The sequence below is a fragment of the Fibrella aestuarina BUZ 2 genome (assembly GCF_000331105.1).
Taxonomy (GTDB): Bacteria; Bacteroidota; Bacteroidia; order Cytophagales; family Spirosomataceae; genus Fibrella; species Fibrella aestuarina.
The window spans coordinates 1,064,574-1,082,016 of sequence record NC_020054.1 but is presented as its reverse complement, the minus strand read 5'-3'; the positions used below and the strand labels follow the sequence as shown (position 1 = coordinate 1,082,016).

Below are 17,443 nucleotides of genomic sequence, written 5' to 3'. Positions count from 1 at the left end.
GTATCCGCGCCGAGCGCATCAGCGGACGGATACCCGTCGGCGCTGGCGTAGAAACAGCCGCCCGCCGTTCGAGCAGGGCTTTGCGAGCAACGAACAGGTTATGTGGCCGGCCAATGCTAAAGCTCATCTGGCAGGTCATCAACAGCAGCAAACAAGTCAAAACCGCTTTCATAGGGCATGTCGTTATCTGATACCCCAAAGGTATAGGTTTTGTCTTGTACTATGCAATACAAAGTACCTTTTATTTTTCAATTGAGCTTAGCCAATCATTCTGACCTGTTCTGCGCACGCTTTTACGGTCTCTTTGGTCAGGTGAAGTTCGTCGGCTAGCCGCAGCAGGCAGGGCAAGCCCGTGTAGCTTAGTAGTACCGACTCCGTAGCGGGCACACTTGGGCCATTAATAACCAGGCCGGCTATCGGGATACGCCGCGCCCGCAACGCCTCTACCGACAACAGCGTGTGGTTGATGCTGCCCAGGTAGTTGCGCGTCACCAGCACCACCGGGTACCCAAGCTGTTCTAGCCAATCGATGTTTAGGTACGTTGGGGTGAGCGGCACCATCAACCCCCCCGCCAGTTCGATCAACAGCCGGTTGGCGGTCTCGGGTACTTGCAGGCGAGCCGGGTCGATAAGGACGCCTTCAGCCGCGGCCGCTGCATGGGGCGACAGCGGCTCCCGAAGCCGGTATACTTCCGGGTGAAATTGTGACTGGGTATTGCTTACCAGCGAACGAACCGTTTCGGTGTCCGAGTCAGGCGGATACCCCGACTGAACGGGTTTCCAGTAATCGGCTTGCAGTGCTTCGACGAGGACCGCCGATGCCACGGTTTTGCCTACCTCGGTGCCGATGCCGGCAACGACAAATCGATTGGTTTCCAAACGTAGTGTAACGAGTTATTGATGAATGGTTGAGCCGGTAGCTGGCAGCTACCGGCTTTATTTTTCGATAGTGACCGTCTCTTTCGTACAAACGGTACCGGCTTCGTTGGTCAGGCAAATGGGGCCCGATGCGGCGTCGGCGGGTACCGTAACGACCAACGTAGCGCCGACACCCCGGAATTTTGCCGCTGATGAGCGGCCGTTATTGAAGCGTACTTCCGACACCGTTAGCACGTTGGTTCCCGTAATGATCACCTCCGCCCCGACTTTCGCCGTCGTAGTTACGACGGCTACGTTACTGATTGGCAGCAGCACATCGTAAAACTCACTTGTACAGACAGTACCTGCGCCGTTGGTGAGGCAAATCGACCCATCGGCGGCATCGGCGGGTACCGTTGCAATAAGAGTAGCCCCGACCCGACGAAACGCCGCCGGCTGCGACTTGCCTTCGCTAAACCGTATCTCAGTCACGTCGGCCAGGTTTTGCCCAGAAATCGTCACTTCGCTACCAGCCAGCCCCTTTTTGGGCGAGAAACTCAGGCCCGACGGCAACCGCAGCACGGTGAACGTACCTGCCGAGCAGGCAATACCCGCCGGATTGGTGAGGCAGATGGTACCGGTGACGGCGTTGGCTGGTACGATGACTTTGAGGTTATTAAACTCACGCCGGAAGGTAGCGGGCAGCGAAGCCCCACCGTTGAACCGCACGTCGGTCACGTCTTCGAAGAACGTACCGGTCACCGTGATTTCGTCACCCGCTTTGCCCGACGTGGGCGTGAAAGCGATGTTGGGTACGGGCCTGATGATCGTCACCTGCTCCGACGAGAACACGTCGGGCGAGTCGGTAACGAGTTGGAACGAACCGGTCTGCGCGTCGTCGGGTACCCGTATCCAGAGTTCGTTGTCTTCGTTTTTGCCATCGATAAGCGCCGGGCTCGCGGCTCCGCTAAACTGCACCACGGCATCGCGCAGCCAGGTACCTTTCAACACCATGCGCGCACCAGCAGCAACGCGTCGAGGATAGTCGGTCACGGTGGGCGACTGAATGATTGTCAATGAGCGCGTCGAGATGGCTGTGCCCGCCCGGTTGGTGACGGTAATGGGTCCCGACACATCAGTAGGCGACACAAAGAAGGTTACCTCGACCCCTTCTACGGCGCTGTGGATGCTCACCGGCTTCCCATTGAGCGTAATCGACTGGATGCGAAAGAGATTCTGTCCCGTGATGGTGACCTGCTTGTTTTTGGCGCGGCGAAGGGGGGTGAAGGCAATGTTGGTCGGGGCCTGAATGTAGAAGAACGGCTGATTACCCGTCGTGCTGCCGCCTATGCCACTGATGGTCACAGGTACGTTGCCCGACTCGGTACGGGGCGGCACCGTTACCTCCAGCTGCGTGTCGTTCAAGATGCGGAAAGGCGCCGTAACGGCGCCGAATTTCACCTCGCTCACGTCGCGGTAGTTCAGGCCCGTGATGATGACTTTATCGCCCACAATCCCCTCGGCGGGTGTCGGCCCGGCCTGTATTACGGGCGTACTGGCCAGATAAATGCTGTCGGCGCTAATGCCGGTCAATTGATTGAACGTGCGCACACTCACCCGACCCGTCGTAGCGTCGGGCGGAATGATGGCCCGGATTTCGGTATCAGTACCGCGCACAGTAGACGGGTCGGCGAGGCCGCGGTTCACAAACACCTGCCCATCAGCCAAGTAGCGGCCGGTGATCACGATCTCCTGTCCGGTGCGCCCCCGTTTAGGCGTAAAACCCGTGATAACGGGGGTACCCGCCACCAGATAGGGCGTGCCGAATTCGCCACCTTCCGTCGCAAAATGAAAAATGTATTGTCCCTTAGGGAGGGTCGGCGAAATCGTTACCAGCACCTCGTTGGGTGAAACAACCGTAAAGGAAGCCGCCCGCGTGGTATCAAACCGGATGCTCGTAACCCGGTCGATGTTATCACCCGTTACTTTCATCACGCCACCCGGCGGAGTATTAGCGGGCGAAAGGGCCGTCAGCACGGGCCGGGGCTGTACTACCGTGAATGACAGTGGCGGGGTCATACCCTGGCTGTTGGCCACTTGCACCTGCGTTGGGCCGGTAGCGATGCGGGGAACCGTGACCGTGAGCACCTGATCAGACCGGCTCTGGATACTCGCCTGAACGGCCGTAGCACCCTGCCCAAAGGTGACGATCGGCTCAGCGCCAAACTGCGCGCCTTTCAGCTCCACCGTCCGGCCGATTTCGTATTGGCTCGGGTTAACGCTCCACAGTTCGGGCGGAAACTCATTGACCTTACAACCCGCCAGCGCGGCCATCAGCATGACCAGCAGGCAAAGCCCCTGTACTGCGAAACGTACCCGTTTTTCCATTCAACTGCGTAAAACTATGTATACAAAATTAACAGCTTTGTGCGGCAGGCCAAACCATTGGCCCCACAAACCATTTGCGGAAAAAGGCTGTTTCCTTTTTGTCTGACGTTTGTCGTTTATCGTTCGATGGTACCCTTGCCTGAGCAGGATCTGCTGACGAACGAACGACACATCGTAGACGACAACTAGCAAACGTTACATGAGCTACCGCAACCTGAAAGCGAAGGAACTGCTTACCATAAAGACATTGGGCGAGCTGAAAGCCGCCGGTTATAAGACCCGCACCATTAAACAGGAGTTGCGCGACAACCTGATTCAGAAGCTGAAGGCGAAAGAAAACGTGTTCACGGGCATCTGGGGCTACGAAGACACGGTCATTCCCGATATCGAGCGGGCCATTCTGTCGATGCACCACATCAACCTGCTGGGGTTGCGCGGGCAGGCCAAAACCCGGATTGCCCGCCTGATGGTCAATCTGCTGGACGAATACATTCCGGTGGTTGAGGGCTCCGAACTGAACGACGATCCGCTACACCCCCTGTCACGCTATGCGCATGACCGCATCGGCGAACTGGGCGACGCGACGCCTATCAGCTGGCTGCACCGCGACGACCGCTACACCGAGAAGCTCGCCACGCCCGACGTATCGGTAGCTGACCTCATCGGCGACGTGGATCCCATCAAAGCGGCCACGCTGAAACTGCCTTATTCCGACGAACGGACTATCCACTTCGGGCTGATTCCGCGCTCGCACCGCTGCATTTTCGTCATCAACGAATTACCCGATTTGCAGGCCAGGATTCAGGTATCGCTCTTCAACATTTTGCAGGAAGGCGACATTCAGATTCGGGGCTTCAAGCTGCGCCTGCCGCTCGACATTCAGTTCGTGTTTACGGCTAACCCGGAAGATTATACCAACCGGGGTAGTATCGTGACGCCGCTGAAAGACCGGATCGACAGCCAGATCGTGACGCACTATCCGAAGAGCATCGAAACAGGCCGGAAGATCACGCAGCAGGAAGCCATCGTGAAAACGGAGCAGAAAGGGCTGGTGAAAACCAACGACCTCGTGGCCGACCTGATCGAGCAGATCGCCATTGAAGCCCGGCAGAGCGAATACGTCGATGCCAAATCCGGCGTATCGGCCCGGATGACCATTTCGGCCTACGAAAACCTCCTGTCGGCCGCTGAACTTCGTACGCTGCTGAACAGCGAGAAAGAGACGTACGTACGCATTGCCGACCTCTACGGCGTGGTGCCGGCGATTTGTGGTAAAGTAGAACTCGTGTACGAAGGCGAGGTAGAAGGACCGGTGATTGTGGCGCAGAACCTCATTGGCAAAGCGCTACGTACCCAGTTTCTCAACTACTTCCCGAATCCTGAGAAAGCCAAAAAAGACAAGCGTGGCAATCCGTACAAGAAAATCACCGACTGGTTTGGTGATGGCAATGTCATGGACTTGCTCAACGACCTGCCCAACCGTGATTACGAAAGCCGCCTCCGTACCATCGACGGTCTCGATGACCTGGTCGATCAGTTTCACCCTCGCCTGAGCAAGGAAGAACGCCTCTTTATGATGGAGTTTGCCCTGCACGGCGTGGCCGAATACTCGCTCGTTGGTAAGAAAGCCCTCGACACCGGTCTACAGTTTAAAGACCTCGTCGGCTCGATGTTCGATCCTACCAAGCACTTTGGCGAGGAAGATGAGGAAGAGGACGACGACGATCGGTATTAAGCCGTCGACTGCAACGAATAGAGGAGGCCCTGGCGTATAGTCAGGGCCTTTTTGTTGGTAGCCAAGGCCCAATCGGCCCCTCTGTTTCCTTTTAGTGATACAGTAGCAATGCGCTGACCAACCTATTTTCGCCCAAAGAATACACTTAATGAACCGATTGTCTACGCTGTTCCTGACGTTGTCATTGCTTTTGGTCAGCCTGTCGGCCTGGGCGCACCTAGGCCGATTAGCCGGGACGGTTATTGATCAGGCGACGCAGTTACCACTTCGGGGAGCTACCGTGCAGCTGACGGGCTTAGGCCGCAGCACCACGACGAATGAGCTGGGCCAATTCGTGTTCGACCGCCTACCGCCTTCGCCCTACAAACTCGAGGTAACGTACCTGGGCTACACATCGGTCACCATCGACTTGACTATCCTCGACGACGAAACCACGACCGTCAGCATTCCGTTAGGCCGGTCAACGCTGGAACTGCGGGAAGTGGTGGTGTCGGCGGGCAAAACGCAGGGACAGCAACTCATCAGCGCTATCGACATTACGACCCGCCCGATTGTGAATTCGCAGGAGATTCTGCGGCTGGTACCGGGGCTGTTCATCGGGCAACACGCGGGCGGCGGCAAGGCCGAGCAAATTTTTCTGCGCGGTTTCGACCTCGATCACGGCACCGACATCCGACTGACGGTCGACGGGATGCCCGTCAACATGGTGTCGCACGCACACGGGCAGGGCTACGCCGATCTGCACTTCGTTATTCCTGAACTGGTCGCCGGGGTTTCGTTCAAAAAAGGGCCTTATGAAACCGACAAGGGTAATCTGACTACGGCGGGCTGGGCCGATTTCCGGACGAAAACCGTGTTGGATCGGAGTTTCGCCAAGGTCGAAATAGGTCAATACAACACCTACCGCACCGTTTTTAGCGTCAACCTTATTCAGCCCAAACCGCTGTCGCCCGATCAACTGCGCCGCGATCAGTCGGCCTACGTAGCGGGCGAGTATTCGTATTCCGACTCGTATTTCGAGAATCCACAGCGATTCAACCGCATCAACCTGTTGGGCAAATACCACCGGCATCTGTCCCCAACAACCGACCTTACGCTGACCGGCTCGACGTTCTGGAGCCGCTGGAATCATTCCGGCCAAATCCCCGACCGGGCCGTCGACAGCAGGCAGATTGGGTTCTTCGGCTCCATCGACCCGACCGAAGGCGGCGAAACCAGCCGCACCAACGCCAACCTCGAACTCGTGACGGTTACGCCCGGCCAAACCACGATCAAAAACCAGTTTTTCTACAGCCGGTACACGTTTGAACTCTACTCCAACTTCACGTTTTTCTTAAACGACTCGATCAACGGTGATCAGATCCGGCAGCGCGAAAAACGGCATCTGTTTGGGTATAACGGCATCGTCTCGCATACCTACCGCCTGGGCAATCGCCCCCTGACGGCCGCCGCTGGGCTTCAGTACCGACAGGACATTACGGGCGATGAGGAAGGCAGCGCCAGCGAACTGTCGCATACGGTTAACCGCACCGAAACCCTTGAACGGCTTCAGTTTGGCAGTGTCAATGAGCGCAACGCCGCGGCCTACGCTGACGCCACGCTTGAGCTTTCCGACCGCTTCACGCTCAACGCGGGTGTCCGGCTTGATTATTTTCAGAACCGCTACCTCGACCTCATCCCAACGGAACGTACCTGGCAGCAGGCCGACGCGGCCATTGTTTCGCCCAAGCTAAACCTGTACTACACGCTGAACCCGTCGCTGCAACTGTACCTGAACACGGGCAAAGGCTTTCACTCCAACGATACGCGGGTGGTAGTGGCGCAGCGCGGCCGGCAGATTCTACCACCAGCCTACGGCTCCGACCTGGGGCTGATTGTAAAACCATTGCCCAACCTGCTCATCAACGCGGCGGGCTGGTACCTGTGGTTGCAACAGGAATTTGTGTGGGTTGGCGATGAGGGCGTGGTCGAACCCAGCGGCCGGTCGCGCCGCTACGGGCTCGACCTATCAGCCCGCTATCAGCTCGCTAGAAACCTGTATGCCGACGTCGATCTCAACACGGCTACCCCCCGCTCACTCGACGCCGAAGCGGGTCAGAATTACCTGCCGCTCGCGCCTACCTTCACGTCTACGGGTGGGTTGTCGCTTCAACGCCAGACGGGTTTCAGTGGGTCACTCCGTTACCGCTACATGGCCGATCGACCTGCCAATGAGGATCGGTCGATAATGGCAAAAGGCTATTTCGTAACGGATATGCAAGTCAATTACGCTCGACGTCAGTTTACGTTGGGTCTGTCATTACAAAACCTGTTCAATACACGCTGGAAGGAAACGCAGTTTGCGACCGAAAGCCGCCTGCGGAATGAGGCCACTGCCGTCAATGAAATTCATTTCACGCCCGGAACGCCCTTTTTCGCCCGCCTAAGCGCTACCTGGTTTTGGTAAACGGCCAAACAAAGTAGCGCCATAACCGTATAACGTACAGGGCCAACGTATAAAGGCCACGTTACGAACGGCCAGGTACGTTAGCCTACGGTCATTTTAGAGTCACCAGTATGCTCCTGTTTTCGGAAGAAATTAACGCATTAGAAAAGAAAGTAAAGGCTACCCCGCCCGGCAGAACGGTGTTCTACGGCAGCTCGTCGATCCGGCTTTGGGCAAATCTGGAACGCGATTTCCCCCAGATTGACGCGTTAAATTTGGGCTTTGGCGGCTCTACCTTAGCGGCCTGCGCCTGGCATTTTGAGCGGTTGGTCGTACCGGCCCAGCCACGCGCGCTGATCCTCTACGCGGGCGATAATGATCTGGGTGAAGGGCGGCAACCCGAGGAGGTCTGTCTCTTTTTCCGCGATCTGGCCCGGCAGATTGAACAACACCTGCCCAACGTGCCGGTTTCGTTTTTGTCGATCAAACCGAGCCCGGCGCGCTGGCAACTCGTCGATTCGATCCGGCTGGCCAACCGGTTCATCGCTGACGATATAAGCCGACGACCGCAGTTTCAGTTTATCGACGCCACCGTAGCCATGCTCACGCCCGACGGCCGACCTGACCATTCCTTGTATGAGGCCGATGGTCTGCACCTTAGCCCCGCCGGCTACGCCCGCTGGCGCGAGCAATTGATCGGGTATGTGAAATAGATTCAACGATAAGCGGTCCAGTGGGCAAAGTGAATGTATACAGCACTTTGCCCACTGGACCGCTTATCGTTGAACTTAACTTACTTGGTATACTCCAGCAGGGCTTCGCGGCCGGTGTTCCAGCGGCGGATCACGTTGGTTTCGCGTACCACGGTGGGCAGCTTGGGTACGTTGGCTTCGAGGAAATAATCGGGCATGCGCTCAGTCATGCGGCTCACGACGTGCTCGATGGGTCCATACAGCAGCAGATCGGGTTGCTGCGCCGCCAGTTGAATCAACGCTTTGGCAATCGACGCCGTGTAAAACGCGCAGTCGATGTCCTGATGACGAACAGGCACGCCATCGTGCAGCCGTTGCAGGTTAACGCTTCCATCTTCCAGCCGATCCGATACGGGCGCGGTGCCGTCGGGTTGCGGAAAAACCGCGTCGAGCACCCGCTTGAACGTATTCCACCAGGGCGGTGTGCCGCTGGGGTTGAGCGTATCGCAGAAAATCACGCGCCGGGGCTGGTCGGGCTGAGCCGGGTTCATCAGCAGAAACGCCGCGCCCAGATGGCGATCATGCGCGGCATGGCGGCGCTGAATCACAAACCCCCGCAAAGCTGTTTCGCCCGCTTCGCCAAGCTGTTCGGTTGTCGTGCGAATGGCCCGGAGGGCGTCCTCCATGTAGCCATCGGTCATCACGTGCATGGGCAGCTCATAGGCTACCTGCGCTTCGTTGTGCAGCTGCCGGGCCAGAATGCTCAACGCCATTTCGTCGGAGCGGCGGGTACCAAAATAATAGCCGATGTCTTCGCGGGGCGGGTTTTCGCCTTCCTGCACGGTGTCGGTCCAGCCGATCGAATCGCCGTGGATACCCTGCCGACTAGTGGGACTGTAGCGAAACGGCACCTCGCGGTGTTCGCGGTGGGCGGCGAGGTTGTAGATGCGGCGCTCGAAGCGCGACAGCAGCGGTTCGTAGGCGTCGGGCTCAAAGTGAACGTCGTTGCCGGTGCGGAGCAGATGCCGGGCAATATCGGGCTGGCTGAGCAGTTGCTCAAGCGCATCGTCATGGTGTTTGAAAAAGGCGCGCAATGCACCGCCCTCCACAAAGGCATCCAGGTCGTGCGCGGCATACTCGCTGTGCACGTCGTCGGCGCTTGTATGTAAAACCGTACCCTGTTCGATCCACTGGCGCAGAAACCGTCTGACGGTTTCGTCGAAGTGATGATTCGCCTCGGCGGCGTGTTGGCTGGTGTATTCGGTAGACTGAAGTGGGTGAGTATCCATCCGTTTCTCCCCATTGAAACGGATCGGATTGAGTACGGTCATGAAGCGGCGAAAAAGAGGCCTAACGTTTGTTTTCGGTTCTGACTATCGGGTAAGTCCGTATTAGAATAACCCAAATTTAACCAACGAAATTCATTGGTAAAAGCCTCTTTCACCCTTTTTAACACTATTCGATAACAACCGCTGTTCCGTTGGCCGATACCATCAACATCGAGCCGTTTCCGCCGATGGTTTCGTAGTCCAGATCGACGCCAACGATGGCATTGGCACCCAGCCGCGTGGCCTGGTCCATCATCTCGCGGATGGCAATACTTTTGGCTTCGCGCAGGCCCTGTTCATAAGCGCCCGACCGCCCGCCGACGATGTCGCTGATGCCCGCGAAGAAATCCTTGACGATATTGGCACCAATAATGGCCTCGCCATTGACCAGACCAATGTAGTTAATGATGCGTTTGCCTTCGATGCTGGGCGTAGTCGTAACGAGCATACCGTTTGAGTTGAATGAGGCTCAAAGATAAACGGACAGAATTTACCTGATGCTCCGATCATACCATACAGCTGGCTTATTAGAAGCCGGTCTCGACGAAGTGGGACGGGGTTGCCTGGCCGGGCCCGTCGTGGCGGCGGCGGTAATCCTCCCCCCCGATTACCAGCACCCCATCCTGACCGACTCCAAACAGTTGAGCCGCCCCCAGCGCAACCGCCTGCAAGCCGATATTCGCCGCGACGCCATTGCCTGGGCCATTGCCGAGGTGTCGCCCGCCGACATCGACCGGATCAATATTTTACAGGCCAGCTTTCTGGCAATGCACCGGGCTACCGATGCGCTCAGCGTCCGCCCCGAACACCTGCTGGTCGACGGCAACCGGTTCCGGCCATACCCGATGGTGCCGCACACCTGCATCGTCAAAGGCGACTCACTCTATCTGTCGATTGCTGCGGCGTCGGTGCTGGCCAAAACGTACCGCGATGAACTGATGGAAACACTGGGCCGAACGTACCCAGCCTACGGATGGGCGCAGAACGTAGGCTACCCCACCGCCCACCACCGCGACGCCCTCCGCCTGCACGGTCCCACCGAATACCACCGGATGAGCTTTCGGTTGGTTTAATGAATAATGGATGATGTACAATGTATAATGAAAGGGGCGGCAGACCGCTAGCGCTGTTGTATTGCTGACGCGTCAGCGGTCCATCGCCCGTCTCATTATACATTATTCATCATCCACTATTCATTGTACCTCATTCTTCACTGTACCACGTCTTTGTAGAGAGCGCAGTTGGTGAGCATATCCTGCGCGAATCGAGTGCTACGGAACCGCTGACGGAATACGCTGGCTGACGAATCGTATTCGGCGCGGGCGATACCGGCGATCTTCTGGTTGAAGGCCGGGTCTTCATCGTCGACATACGTACCTGTCTTTTCTTTCTCGATCTCGCGACGTACCCGAAGGGCATCGTGCTGGCAACGGGCGGCCAGGTACGTTGCTTTGGCGGCCAGTTCGGGCGATTGTGCCAACTGAGCCGCCTGCTCAAAGTGATGCAGGGCGATGGTGTTCACGTAATACGGGTCCTGCAAAATGCGCTCGAACGTGGCGGCGGTCTGCCCATACAGTAGCGGCTCGGCACTGCTGCGGGCGCGGCGGTTCAGGATCCAGGCGTTGCCCCAATAGCTGAGGTTATACGCGCCACAACCCAGTTCATAATGGAGTTGAGCAACGACGTCGCCACGTTGCTGGCTGGCGGCGGCCTGTTTGGCTTTGGTCTGCAGGTCGGCGAGGCGTTGCACAAACTGGAGCGGGCTAACCTTGGAAGCCGGTTTGCCCTCATCGGGAAAATTAACCGTAAACGGGTCGACGGTCAGGTTGGTGGTGTAGGCTTCACTGGCCCACGCTTTGGGGCTCACTTTGGCGAAGGCCAGCGCAGCGGCTTCGTAGTTACCCACGGCGATGTTGCGCCGCCCCAACAGCTGATAGGCCACGTCGGCATCGAAACCGGCCAGTTTGGCCAGGCGTTCGTCGAACTCACCGCTGGGTTTAGTAACAAAATCGGCCACGGCCTGGGCCGTTGGTGTGTCGGTGGAATCTTCGAGCGTCAGTTGATCGTCGCCATAGAAGTTTGTCGACCGAGCCTTTGCGGCGATGACCCGCATCAGGAAGGCTTTGGCCGCGTTGGGGCCGTTCACCGTTTCAGCTTTCTTTTTCGAGCTACAGCTACTCAGCCAGCCGCCCGACGTTGCCGCCGCGCCGCTCAGATACCGATCGGCCATCTGCAAGCCCGCTGCCGACAGAGCATTGGCAAACCGGAAGTTGTAGGGCGCGGCCCCGTTGTCGTAGCGCGTTTCGGCGTTCTGCTGAAACTGGGTCAGGTAGCTCACAAACTGCGTTTCGGTAGGGGCTTCGGGTACGTCGGGCTGGGCCGAGAGCAGCAGCATCTGCTGAAGAGCGATCTGCTGTTTCAGGGCACTGTTTGAGGTTGGTTGTTTGGCGGCTTCGTCGAGCGTGGTTTTGGCGGCGGTATAGTCGCCCGCGAGGTAGTGCAGGTAGGCAGCGGCGGTCAGGTAAAGGGCGGGGTTACCCAACGCCGTGTTTTTGGCGGCCCCTTCCGCAAACGCCAGTAATTTCTGGTTATAATCGGCCACCGACGTGCGCCGCGATTCAAAATTAAGTGAATCGGTCCGGTCGTTTTCGGCGTCAACGTAGCCGGTCCAGCGGGTTTGTTTGGCGTAGTACTCGTTGCGGTTGATTTCGCGAGTCAGCACCAGTTCGTTCAGCGGATGTTTGGGGTCCAGCGCCACCATTTTTTCCAGCAAGGGTAGCCCGTCCTGTTTAGGCTGAATGGCGCAGATGGCGTAGATCGCCACTCGTTCGGCATCAGTTTTCGCCAGCTTCAGCGCGCCTTCGGTGAAATGCAGATTCCCCATCCGGATGCTTCGCTCGGCGGCGTGGCGGCGGCTGGGGCAGTTGGCAAATACCTGCGCAAACTCGAACAGGGCCCGATCTTTTTCACCCAGCGATAACAAGGCCCCCGCCTGCCGGGCCCGCGCCCAATCGCTGATAAAGGTGCGTTTGGACAGCGATCCCACCAGTTGATCATATGCCTCGCGGCTACGGGCAAATTCGCCCGCTTCGTCGGCCAGTTTGACGGCCTGAAATGCATACCGTTCTTTCAAAAACGGGTCAGCTGCAGTTTGTGCCTGCTGCCGGGCTTTGGTAGCCAGTGAGCGAAGTTGGGTCGTATCGCCGGGAACTCGTTCCCACGCAGAGCCGTGTGCCGACGCCGCCTGGGCCTCGTAAGCAAAGCGCAGGTACGTTGCCGCTGGGGCATTGGTCTGCGCCAGGCGAGCCACCAACGGACCAGCGGCGCTATCGGCCAGGGCCGCCTCAACCTGATCGGCCGTGTAGCCATTTCCCAGATAAGCCGTCCAGGCTTTTACGTTGGCCTCATTCGACAGCGAATCATCGGTCGCTCCGTCGTCGAATCCACTATAATCAGTGTTGTAGAGCAGCGGCGTAAACGCGTACAGCCGATCGTCGGGCTGGGTGTTGGCGGTTTCAGGCTGGAAGAGACTCCAGAACTCGCCTTCGTCGCCCCCGGCGCAGGCGAATCCGATCAGAATGGCGAGTAAGAGCAGCGGCCTACGGAGTTGGCGGAGGCGAACCGAAGAGTTGCTTGAGGGCAGCATGTGGGTACGAATGGAGAACCGTCGAATCGAGATGGTAAAGGGTAAATGTACGCGTTTGGGAGGGCAATCGGGTTAACAGCAGTTCCTTGGCAGTTAACAACTGCGGCAACGAACAGGCTTCGGTCCGTAACAAATCGCCACGCCGGAGTGAGACGCCCCACAGTGTGGTGTCGCGGCGCACCGTGAAGCGGGTGGTGTCGCCCGATGCAGTGGGGCTCACAACTGGTTGAGAACGTACCTGCTCGGCGTTGAGGTTGTTACGCAGGGCCAGCACGCGCCCGTTTCGGAAGATGATCGTCCAGCGAAACAGGGGCAGGGCAATGTCGAGCGGAAGCAGGTAACCGGGCAGGTAATCGACGTAGCGGCGCAGGTCGGCGGGGTCGAGGATGGAGTTGTGCGTCTCGGGCCGCTTCCAGTCGCCGATGTTGTAGGCCATGAGCATCCCCCGACCGACGGGCGGCACGCCGGTTTGCGCCGCAAACTTCACCTGATGCAGCCGGATTGTCGCCGACAGCGGCACCCGCGCCTCGGCGGCAATGGCTTTGAGCAGCGAGAAGTAGCGGGTTCGGGTGCTGCGGGTCCAGTCGCAGTCGAGTTGGAGCTCTGGGTACGTGATGGCGGCGGCTTGGGCCGTTTGCGCCACTTTCCGAACGATGCGCCGTGCCAGTTCAGGCACGTTGGCGAGGCGCAGATTCAGTAGGGTTTTGTTGGTGATGAATACCACCGGCACCAGCCGCTTCGCTACGGGTTTGGCCCGGAACGTTACCGGTCCTGTTGGCACCGGCTGCTGCGTGGCGTCGTCCCAATCGACATCGAAAAAACGGATGTATACCGTTTGTACGTTGCTATCGCGTAGCAGCGCCAGCTCCGGGGGCGTGGGTGCATAGGTGCTTTTCCAATGGTAAAAGGCAGGAACGGTGGGCTGAATATCGGCCGGGTCAACGGTGGCTGCCGACCCGCTACGTTCCTTCGTTTGGGTGTGGCAGGCTGCACTAAGCAGACAACTCCCGACCAGCCACCATCGAACCAGATAAGCGTTCATTTAGCGCGTTTCCAGGATGATTAGCTGATTTTTCTGGGTTGTCATCCGCTCCGGCCGGTATTCGAAGTTATCGTCGGCCACGATGTAGAGGCGGCGTTTACCCTCGGCCGAAGCGGGCCCCCACGCCATGCCTTCCAGATTGCGGATGCCATCGGAAAACTGGTTGGGATCGTTAAAATTGAACACTTCAGTTTTGGCAAAAGCCCCGGTTTTTGCATCGAGTTGCGCCCGGTACAGCCGCGCCAGCACGACTTCCCGTTTTCCCTGATCCTGATCCAGAAATACGTGGTAAGCCCGTTCCAGCACCAGCAACGTCGAGTCGTCGATGGCGAGCAATTCGGCAATGCCACCGGGTTTGTCGTTTCGGTAATAGGCGTTGGGAAACCGGTCGATGGGGTAGCTGATTGAGTCAGGTACGTTGCCTGGCGCGGGTTCTTTGTAACGCAGAAAATGAACCGTCGGATTGGTCATGGCCGTTTCGCCCGCCCAACCGGCTTCGGGCGCCACCCAAAGCTGCCCAGATGGCGTGATGGCCAGCCCCTCGACACCCTTGTTGGTCGAGCCGCTGACCCAGCTGAGGAGCCGAACAGCCTGCGCCGGATTGCCCAGCTCACTTCGTTTCAGCGCCAGCACCACCGTTGAATCCTGCTCGCCTGCGGCCGCCGAGTCGCGCTCGGCCGAGAGGTAAACCAGGTCGCGGCGGGCGTCGTAGCGGATGCTTTCCAGACTAAACGGCATTGCCTTCGGGGTAAGCTGGCGTGCGTCGGTGTCAGGCGGCAGCTTGTCGGTCAGAAAGATATTCCCTTCGTTGACGCGCGTTCGAGAACCGCCCCGGTCGCTCACGACATACCAGCCCTGGCCAGGTACGTAGTCGATACCCGACAGCCCCCGAAACGCCCCCCCGTTGTAGGCGGGCGAGAAGGTGGTGCTCGACACAAACGTAAACGCCTGCCCCCGCGCCGATAGGCAGGCCAAAGCGAGCAATAAGAAACTACAACAACCTTTCATCAAGCCGATTCGGTGGTTTCGCCGGGGGGCAGGGCTTTGCCTTCGTCCAGCAGTTCGATCCGGCGCTGATCGGCTTCCGGAAGCTGGAGCGTCCAGCCCATCGACGCGGCCAGTTGGAACATCATGTATTGAATCTGATTATTAGCGATGCGGGGCAGATCGCTCTGCATGGCGCGTTCGTGCATGACCTGCTTGGCTTCTTCCAGAATGCTGGTGTAGGCTTCGCTGCTGAAATGGTTGAAGATGCCCGCCTGAATGTCGTAAAACTTATAATCGGTATCGATCGACAAGATTTCGGGCCCGGGAAATGCTTCGACGATCAGCGTTTTCTCGCCAGTCTGCACCTGCCGGAACCGCACTTTCTGAAAATCGAACCCCACCAGCACTTTCGATTTGGCGATGATCATGGCCTTTTTGGGATCGTTGAACACGTACAGGATCGTCCGCTGATCCTGGTAGTTGTAGATCTCCGAGAAATAGCCCTCGGCCATCACGACTTTGAATACTTTCTCGATGCGTTCGAGCAGCAGCGTCGACTCGTGCCGAACGTCGGTAACGGTGTTGGCTGGCTTTCGGCGCAACCATAGACTCAAGCCAACACCACCGGCTCCGCCGACGGTCAGTAACAGTAAGGTGTTCAGAAAGTCCATAAACGAATGTACGGTGGATAATAACTACGTGACCAGGGCACTTTCTCGGCCGATCATGGCTGATCCTTTACTCGCCCAGCTCCTCGAAGCGTTTGTATTGCTTCCGATACAAGGCGGCGGCCTCGGAATTAGGCTGGAAGGTATGACCAAATTCGGTTGTTGCGGCCAAATCGGTCAAGGATAGTGGTTTACGGGTGGTACTGGCCAGCGCAAACTGAGCGAGTTTGACCGCACCGATGGCCCCGCTCTCGTTGCTGGCGTTGAGCCGCACCGGCACATTGAAGATGTCGGCCATCATCTGCACCCAGAATGCCGACTGGGCAAAACCGCCGTTGGCATGAATCACCCGCGTTGGGCCGGCATTGCGGGCCAGCAGCAGTTCGGTGCGGCGCAGGTTGAACAGCACCCCTTCCAGCGCCGCCCGGGCAAAGTGCGCCCGCGTGTGTAGCCAGTCGACGTGGTGATAGCTGCCGCGCACGCTGGCATCCCAGAGAGGAGCGCGTTCGCCCTGCAAATAGGGCCGGAACAGCAGACCATCGGCGCCCGGCGGCACGGTGGCGGCTTCGGTCAGCACCGTCGGGGTATCGTGCTGAATGAGTTTTTCCGACAACCATTCGAGCACGTTGGCGCCGTTGTTGGTAGGGCCGCCGACCACATACCGGTCAGGCTCGGTGGCATCGCGGGCGTGGAGCAGATAGGAAAACAGGCGGTCGTCGCCCACAGGCCGGGAACTCGTTCGGCGGACGGCGCCGCTGGTACCAATGGTAATGGTGGTTACGCCCGGCTCGATAGCACCTGCCCCCAGGTTGGCCAAACAGCCGTCGGAAGCACCAATAATGAGGGGCGTATCGGTCGCGAAAAGGGCCGGACTACCTGCTTTTGGGGCATAGGCAACGGTATGCGTGGTGTTGACGGGCGTAGAAAGCTGATCGGCGCGGACGTTAGCGACGGCCAGCGCAGGAGCCAGCCAGGTACGTTTGGCGTTGTTGAACAGGCCCGTCGCGCCCGCCATCGCGTAGTCGATTTCGTAGCGGCCCGTCAGTTTCCACCATACATATTCTTTGATCGACAGCCAGCGGACCGCGCGTTTCAGCAGGCGCGGGTTGTGCGCGCTGAACCAGGCCAGCTTACAGAGCGGCAACATCGGGTGCACAGGTACGTTCAGCGCTTTGGTTACCTCGGCATGGCTCGTGCGGATGGCGAGGGCTTCGCGGCTGGCCCGGTTATCCGACCAGATCAGCGCGTTGGTAAGGGGGCGGCCCGTATCATCAACGGCCAGCAGGCTGTGCATGGCCGTGCTGAAACAAACCCCGGCCACCTTGCTCGCCTGCGGTCCCAGTTCGGTCAGGCATTCGCCAATGACCTCGCCAACCAAGTGCCAGATGGCGTTGGGGTCCTGTTCGGCCCAGCCGGGTTTGGGCACCAGCGTCGTTACGGGCCGGGTGGCCTGCGCAATGGGTTGGCCCGTTTCGGTATCAATCGCCAGCGCTTTCAGATTGGTCGTGCCGATGTCGACGCCAAGTAACAGCATACGTCAGTGGATCAGGTGTACTACATGTGGCTTTCAACGGCCACTTCCAGCAAACGAAACTATTACACATTATCCATTGTCGCGTATAGAAGCACGCAGGCAGCGTGACAGTATATGGGCGGCTGACCCGCAACCTGCTA

Annotated in this window: 13 protein-coding genes; 4 read left to right on the top strand and 9 right to left on the bottom strand. The window is 58.4% G+C overall.

Annotated features, from left to right (window positions below; all coding sequences use genetic code 11):
* Positions 1-258: 258 nt before the first annotated feature.
* On the bottom strand, positions 259-879 hold the full coding sequence (bioD, locus tag FAES_RS04290; RefSeq protein WP_015329972.1) for a dethiobiotin synthase: 621 nt from the start codon (positions 877-879) through the stop codon (positions 259-261).
* 57 nt (positions 880-936) lie between these two features.
* A complete protein-coding gene (locus FAES_RS04285) occupies positions 937-3,246 on the bottom strand; it encodes an IPT/TIG domain-containing protein (RefSeq protein ID WP_015329971.1) in 2,310 nt (769 codons plus the stop codon).
* 199 nt (positions 3,247-3,445) lie between these two features.
* Here FAES_RS04285 and FAES_RS04280 point away from each other — a divergent pair, with 199 nt between their 5' ends.
* The 3 genes from FAES_RS04280 to FAES_RS04270 all read left to right on the top strand — a co-directional run bounded on the left by FAES_RS04280 (position 3,446) and on the right by FAES_RS04270 (position 8,119).
* Positions 3,446-4,981, top strand: coding sequence for a P-loop NTPase family protein (locus tag FAES_RS04280; RefSeq protein ID WP_015329969.1), 1,536 nt, complete (start codon positions 3,446-3,448; stop codon positions 4,979-4,981).
* Positions 4,982-5,129: 148 nt separating this feature from the next.
* A complete protein-coding gene (locus FAES_RS04275) occupies positions 5,130-7,427 on the top strand; it encodes a TonB-dependent receptor (RefSeq protein ID WP_015329968.1) in 2,298 nt (765 codons plus the stop codon).
* A 110-nt stretch (positions 7,428-7,537) separates the two neighbouring features.
* The gene (locus FAES_RS04270; RefSeq protein WP_015329967.1) at positions 7,538-8,119 is read left to right on the top strand and encodes a GDSL-type esterase/lipase family protein; all 582 of its coding nucleotides are present in this window, start codon (positions 7,538-7,540) and stop codon (positions 8,117-8,119) included.
* Positions 8,120-8,199: 80 nt separating this feature from the next.
* Here FAES_RS04270 and FAES_RS04265 read toward each other — a convergent pair whose 3' ends face one another.
* Together FAES_RS04265 and FAES_RS04260 are read right to left on the bottom strand one after the other, a co-directional pair.
* A complete protein-coding gene (locus FAES_RS04265; RefSeq protein WP_041257547.1) occupies positions 8,200-9,429 on the bottom strand; it encodes a hypothetical protein in 1,230 nt (409 codons plus the stop codon).
* Between the two features lie 124 nt (positions 9,430-9,553).
* Positions 9,554-9,874, bottom strand: coding sequence for a heavy metal-binding domain-containing protein (locus FAES_RS04260; protein WP_015329965.1), 321 nt, complete (start codon positions 9,872-9,874; stop codon positions 9,554-9,556).
* Between the two features lie 49 nt (positions 9,875-9,923).
* Here FAES_RS04260 and rnhB point away from each other — a divergent pair, with 49 nt between their 5' ends.
* Positions 9,924-10,499 carry a ribonuclease HII gene (gene rnhB / locus FAES_RS04255; protein WP_015329964.1) on the top strand — a complete coding sequence of 192 codons (576 nt, stop codon included), beginning with the start codon at positions 9,924-9,926 and terminating at the stop codon, positions 10,497-10,499.
* A 137-nt stretch (positions 10,500-10,636) separates the two neighbouring features.
* Here the strand turns inward: rnhB and FAES_RS04250 are convergent, their stop codons facing one another.
* The 5 genes from FAES_RS04250 to FAES_RS04230 all read right to left on the bottom strand — a co-directional run bounded on the left by FAES_RS04250 (position 10,637) and on the right by FAES_RS04230 (position 17,303).
* Positions 10,637-13,072, bottom strand: a complete 2,436-nt coding sequence (locus tag FAES_RS04250) for a hypothetical protein (RefSeq protein ID WP_015329963.1) — start codon at positions 13,070-13,072, stop codon at positions 10,637-10,639.
* On the bottom strand, positions 13,026-14,114 hold the full coding sequence (locus tag FAES_RS04245) for a hypothetical protein (RefSeq protein ID WP_015329962.1): 1,089 nt from the start codon (positions 14,112-14,114) through the stop codon (positions 13,026-13,028). Before FAES_RS04245 ends, FAES_RS04250 begins: the two co-directional genes overlap by 47 nt.
* A complete protein-coding gene (locus FAES_RS04240; RefSeq protein ID WP_158408747.1) occupies positions 14,115-15,089 on the bottom strand; it encodes an esterase-like activity of phytase family protein in 975 nt (324 codons plus the stop codon).
* Between the two features lie 32 nt (positions 15,090-15,121).
* On the bottom strand, positions 15,122-15,772 hold the full coding sequence (locus FAES_RS04235) for a DUF4230 domain-containing protein (protein ID WP_015329960.1): 651 nt from the start codon (positions 15,770-15,772) through the stop codon (positions 15,122-15,124).
* Between the two features lie 67 nt (positions 15,773-15,839).
* Entirely contained in the window at positions 15,840-17,303 is a 1,464-nt protein-coding gene (locus tag FAES_RS04230) for a gluconokinase (RefSeq protein WP_015329959.1), read from the bottom strand.
* Between the last annotated feature and the right edge of the window lie 140 nt (positions 17,304-17,443).

Coding starts and splice junctions, on each gene's coding strand:
- FAES_RS04270 (WP_015329967.1), top strand. CDS start 7,538: ATGCTCCTGTTTTCGGAAGAAATTAACGCATTAGAAAAGAAAGTAAAG.
- FAES_RS04275 (WP_015329968.1), top strand. CDS start 5,130: ATGAACCGATTGTCTACGCTGTTCCTGACGTTGTCATTGCTTTTGGTC.
- FAES_RS04285 (WP_015329971.1), bottom strand. CDS start 3,246: ATGGAAAAACGGGTACGTTTCGCAGTACAGGGGCTTTGCCTGCTGGTC.
- FAES_RS04250 (WP_015329963.1), bottom strand. CDS start 13,072: ATGCTGCCCTCAAGCAACTCTTCGGTTCGCCTCCGCCAACTCCGTAGG.
- FAES_RS04235 (WP_015329960.1), bottom strand. CDS start 15,772: ATGGACTTTCTGAACACCTTACTGTTACTGACCGTCGGCGGAGCCGGT.
- FAES_RS04230 (WP_015329959.1), bottom strand. CDS start 17,303: ATGCTGTTACTTGGCGTCGACATCGGCACGACCAATCTGAAAGCGCTG.
- rnhB (WP_015329964.1), top strand. CDS start 9,924: ATGCTCCGATCATACCATACAGCTGGCTTATTAGAAGCCGGTCTCGAC.
- FAES_RS04260 (WP_015329965.1), bottom strand. CDS start 9,874: ATGCTCGTTACGACTACGCCCAGCATCGAAGGCAAACGCATCATTAAC.
- FAES_RS04245 (WP_015329962.1), bottom strand. CDS start 14,114: ATGAACGCTTATCTGGTTCGATGGTGGCTGGTCGGGAGTTGTCTGCTT.
- FAES_RS04280 (WP_015329969.1), top strand. CDS start 3,446: ATGAGCTACCGCAACCTGAAAGCGAAGGAACTGCTTACCATAAAGACA.
- FAES_RS04265 (WP_041257547.1), bottom strand. CDS start 9,429: ATGACCGTACTCAATCCGATCCGTTTCAATGGGGAGAAACGGATGGAT.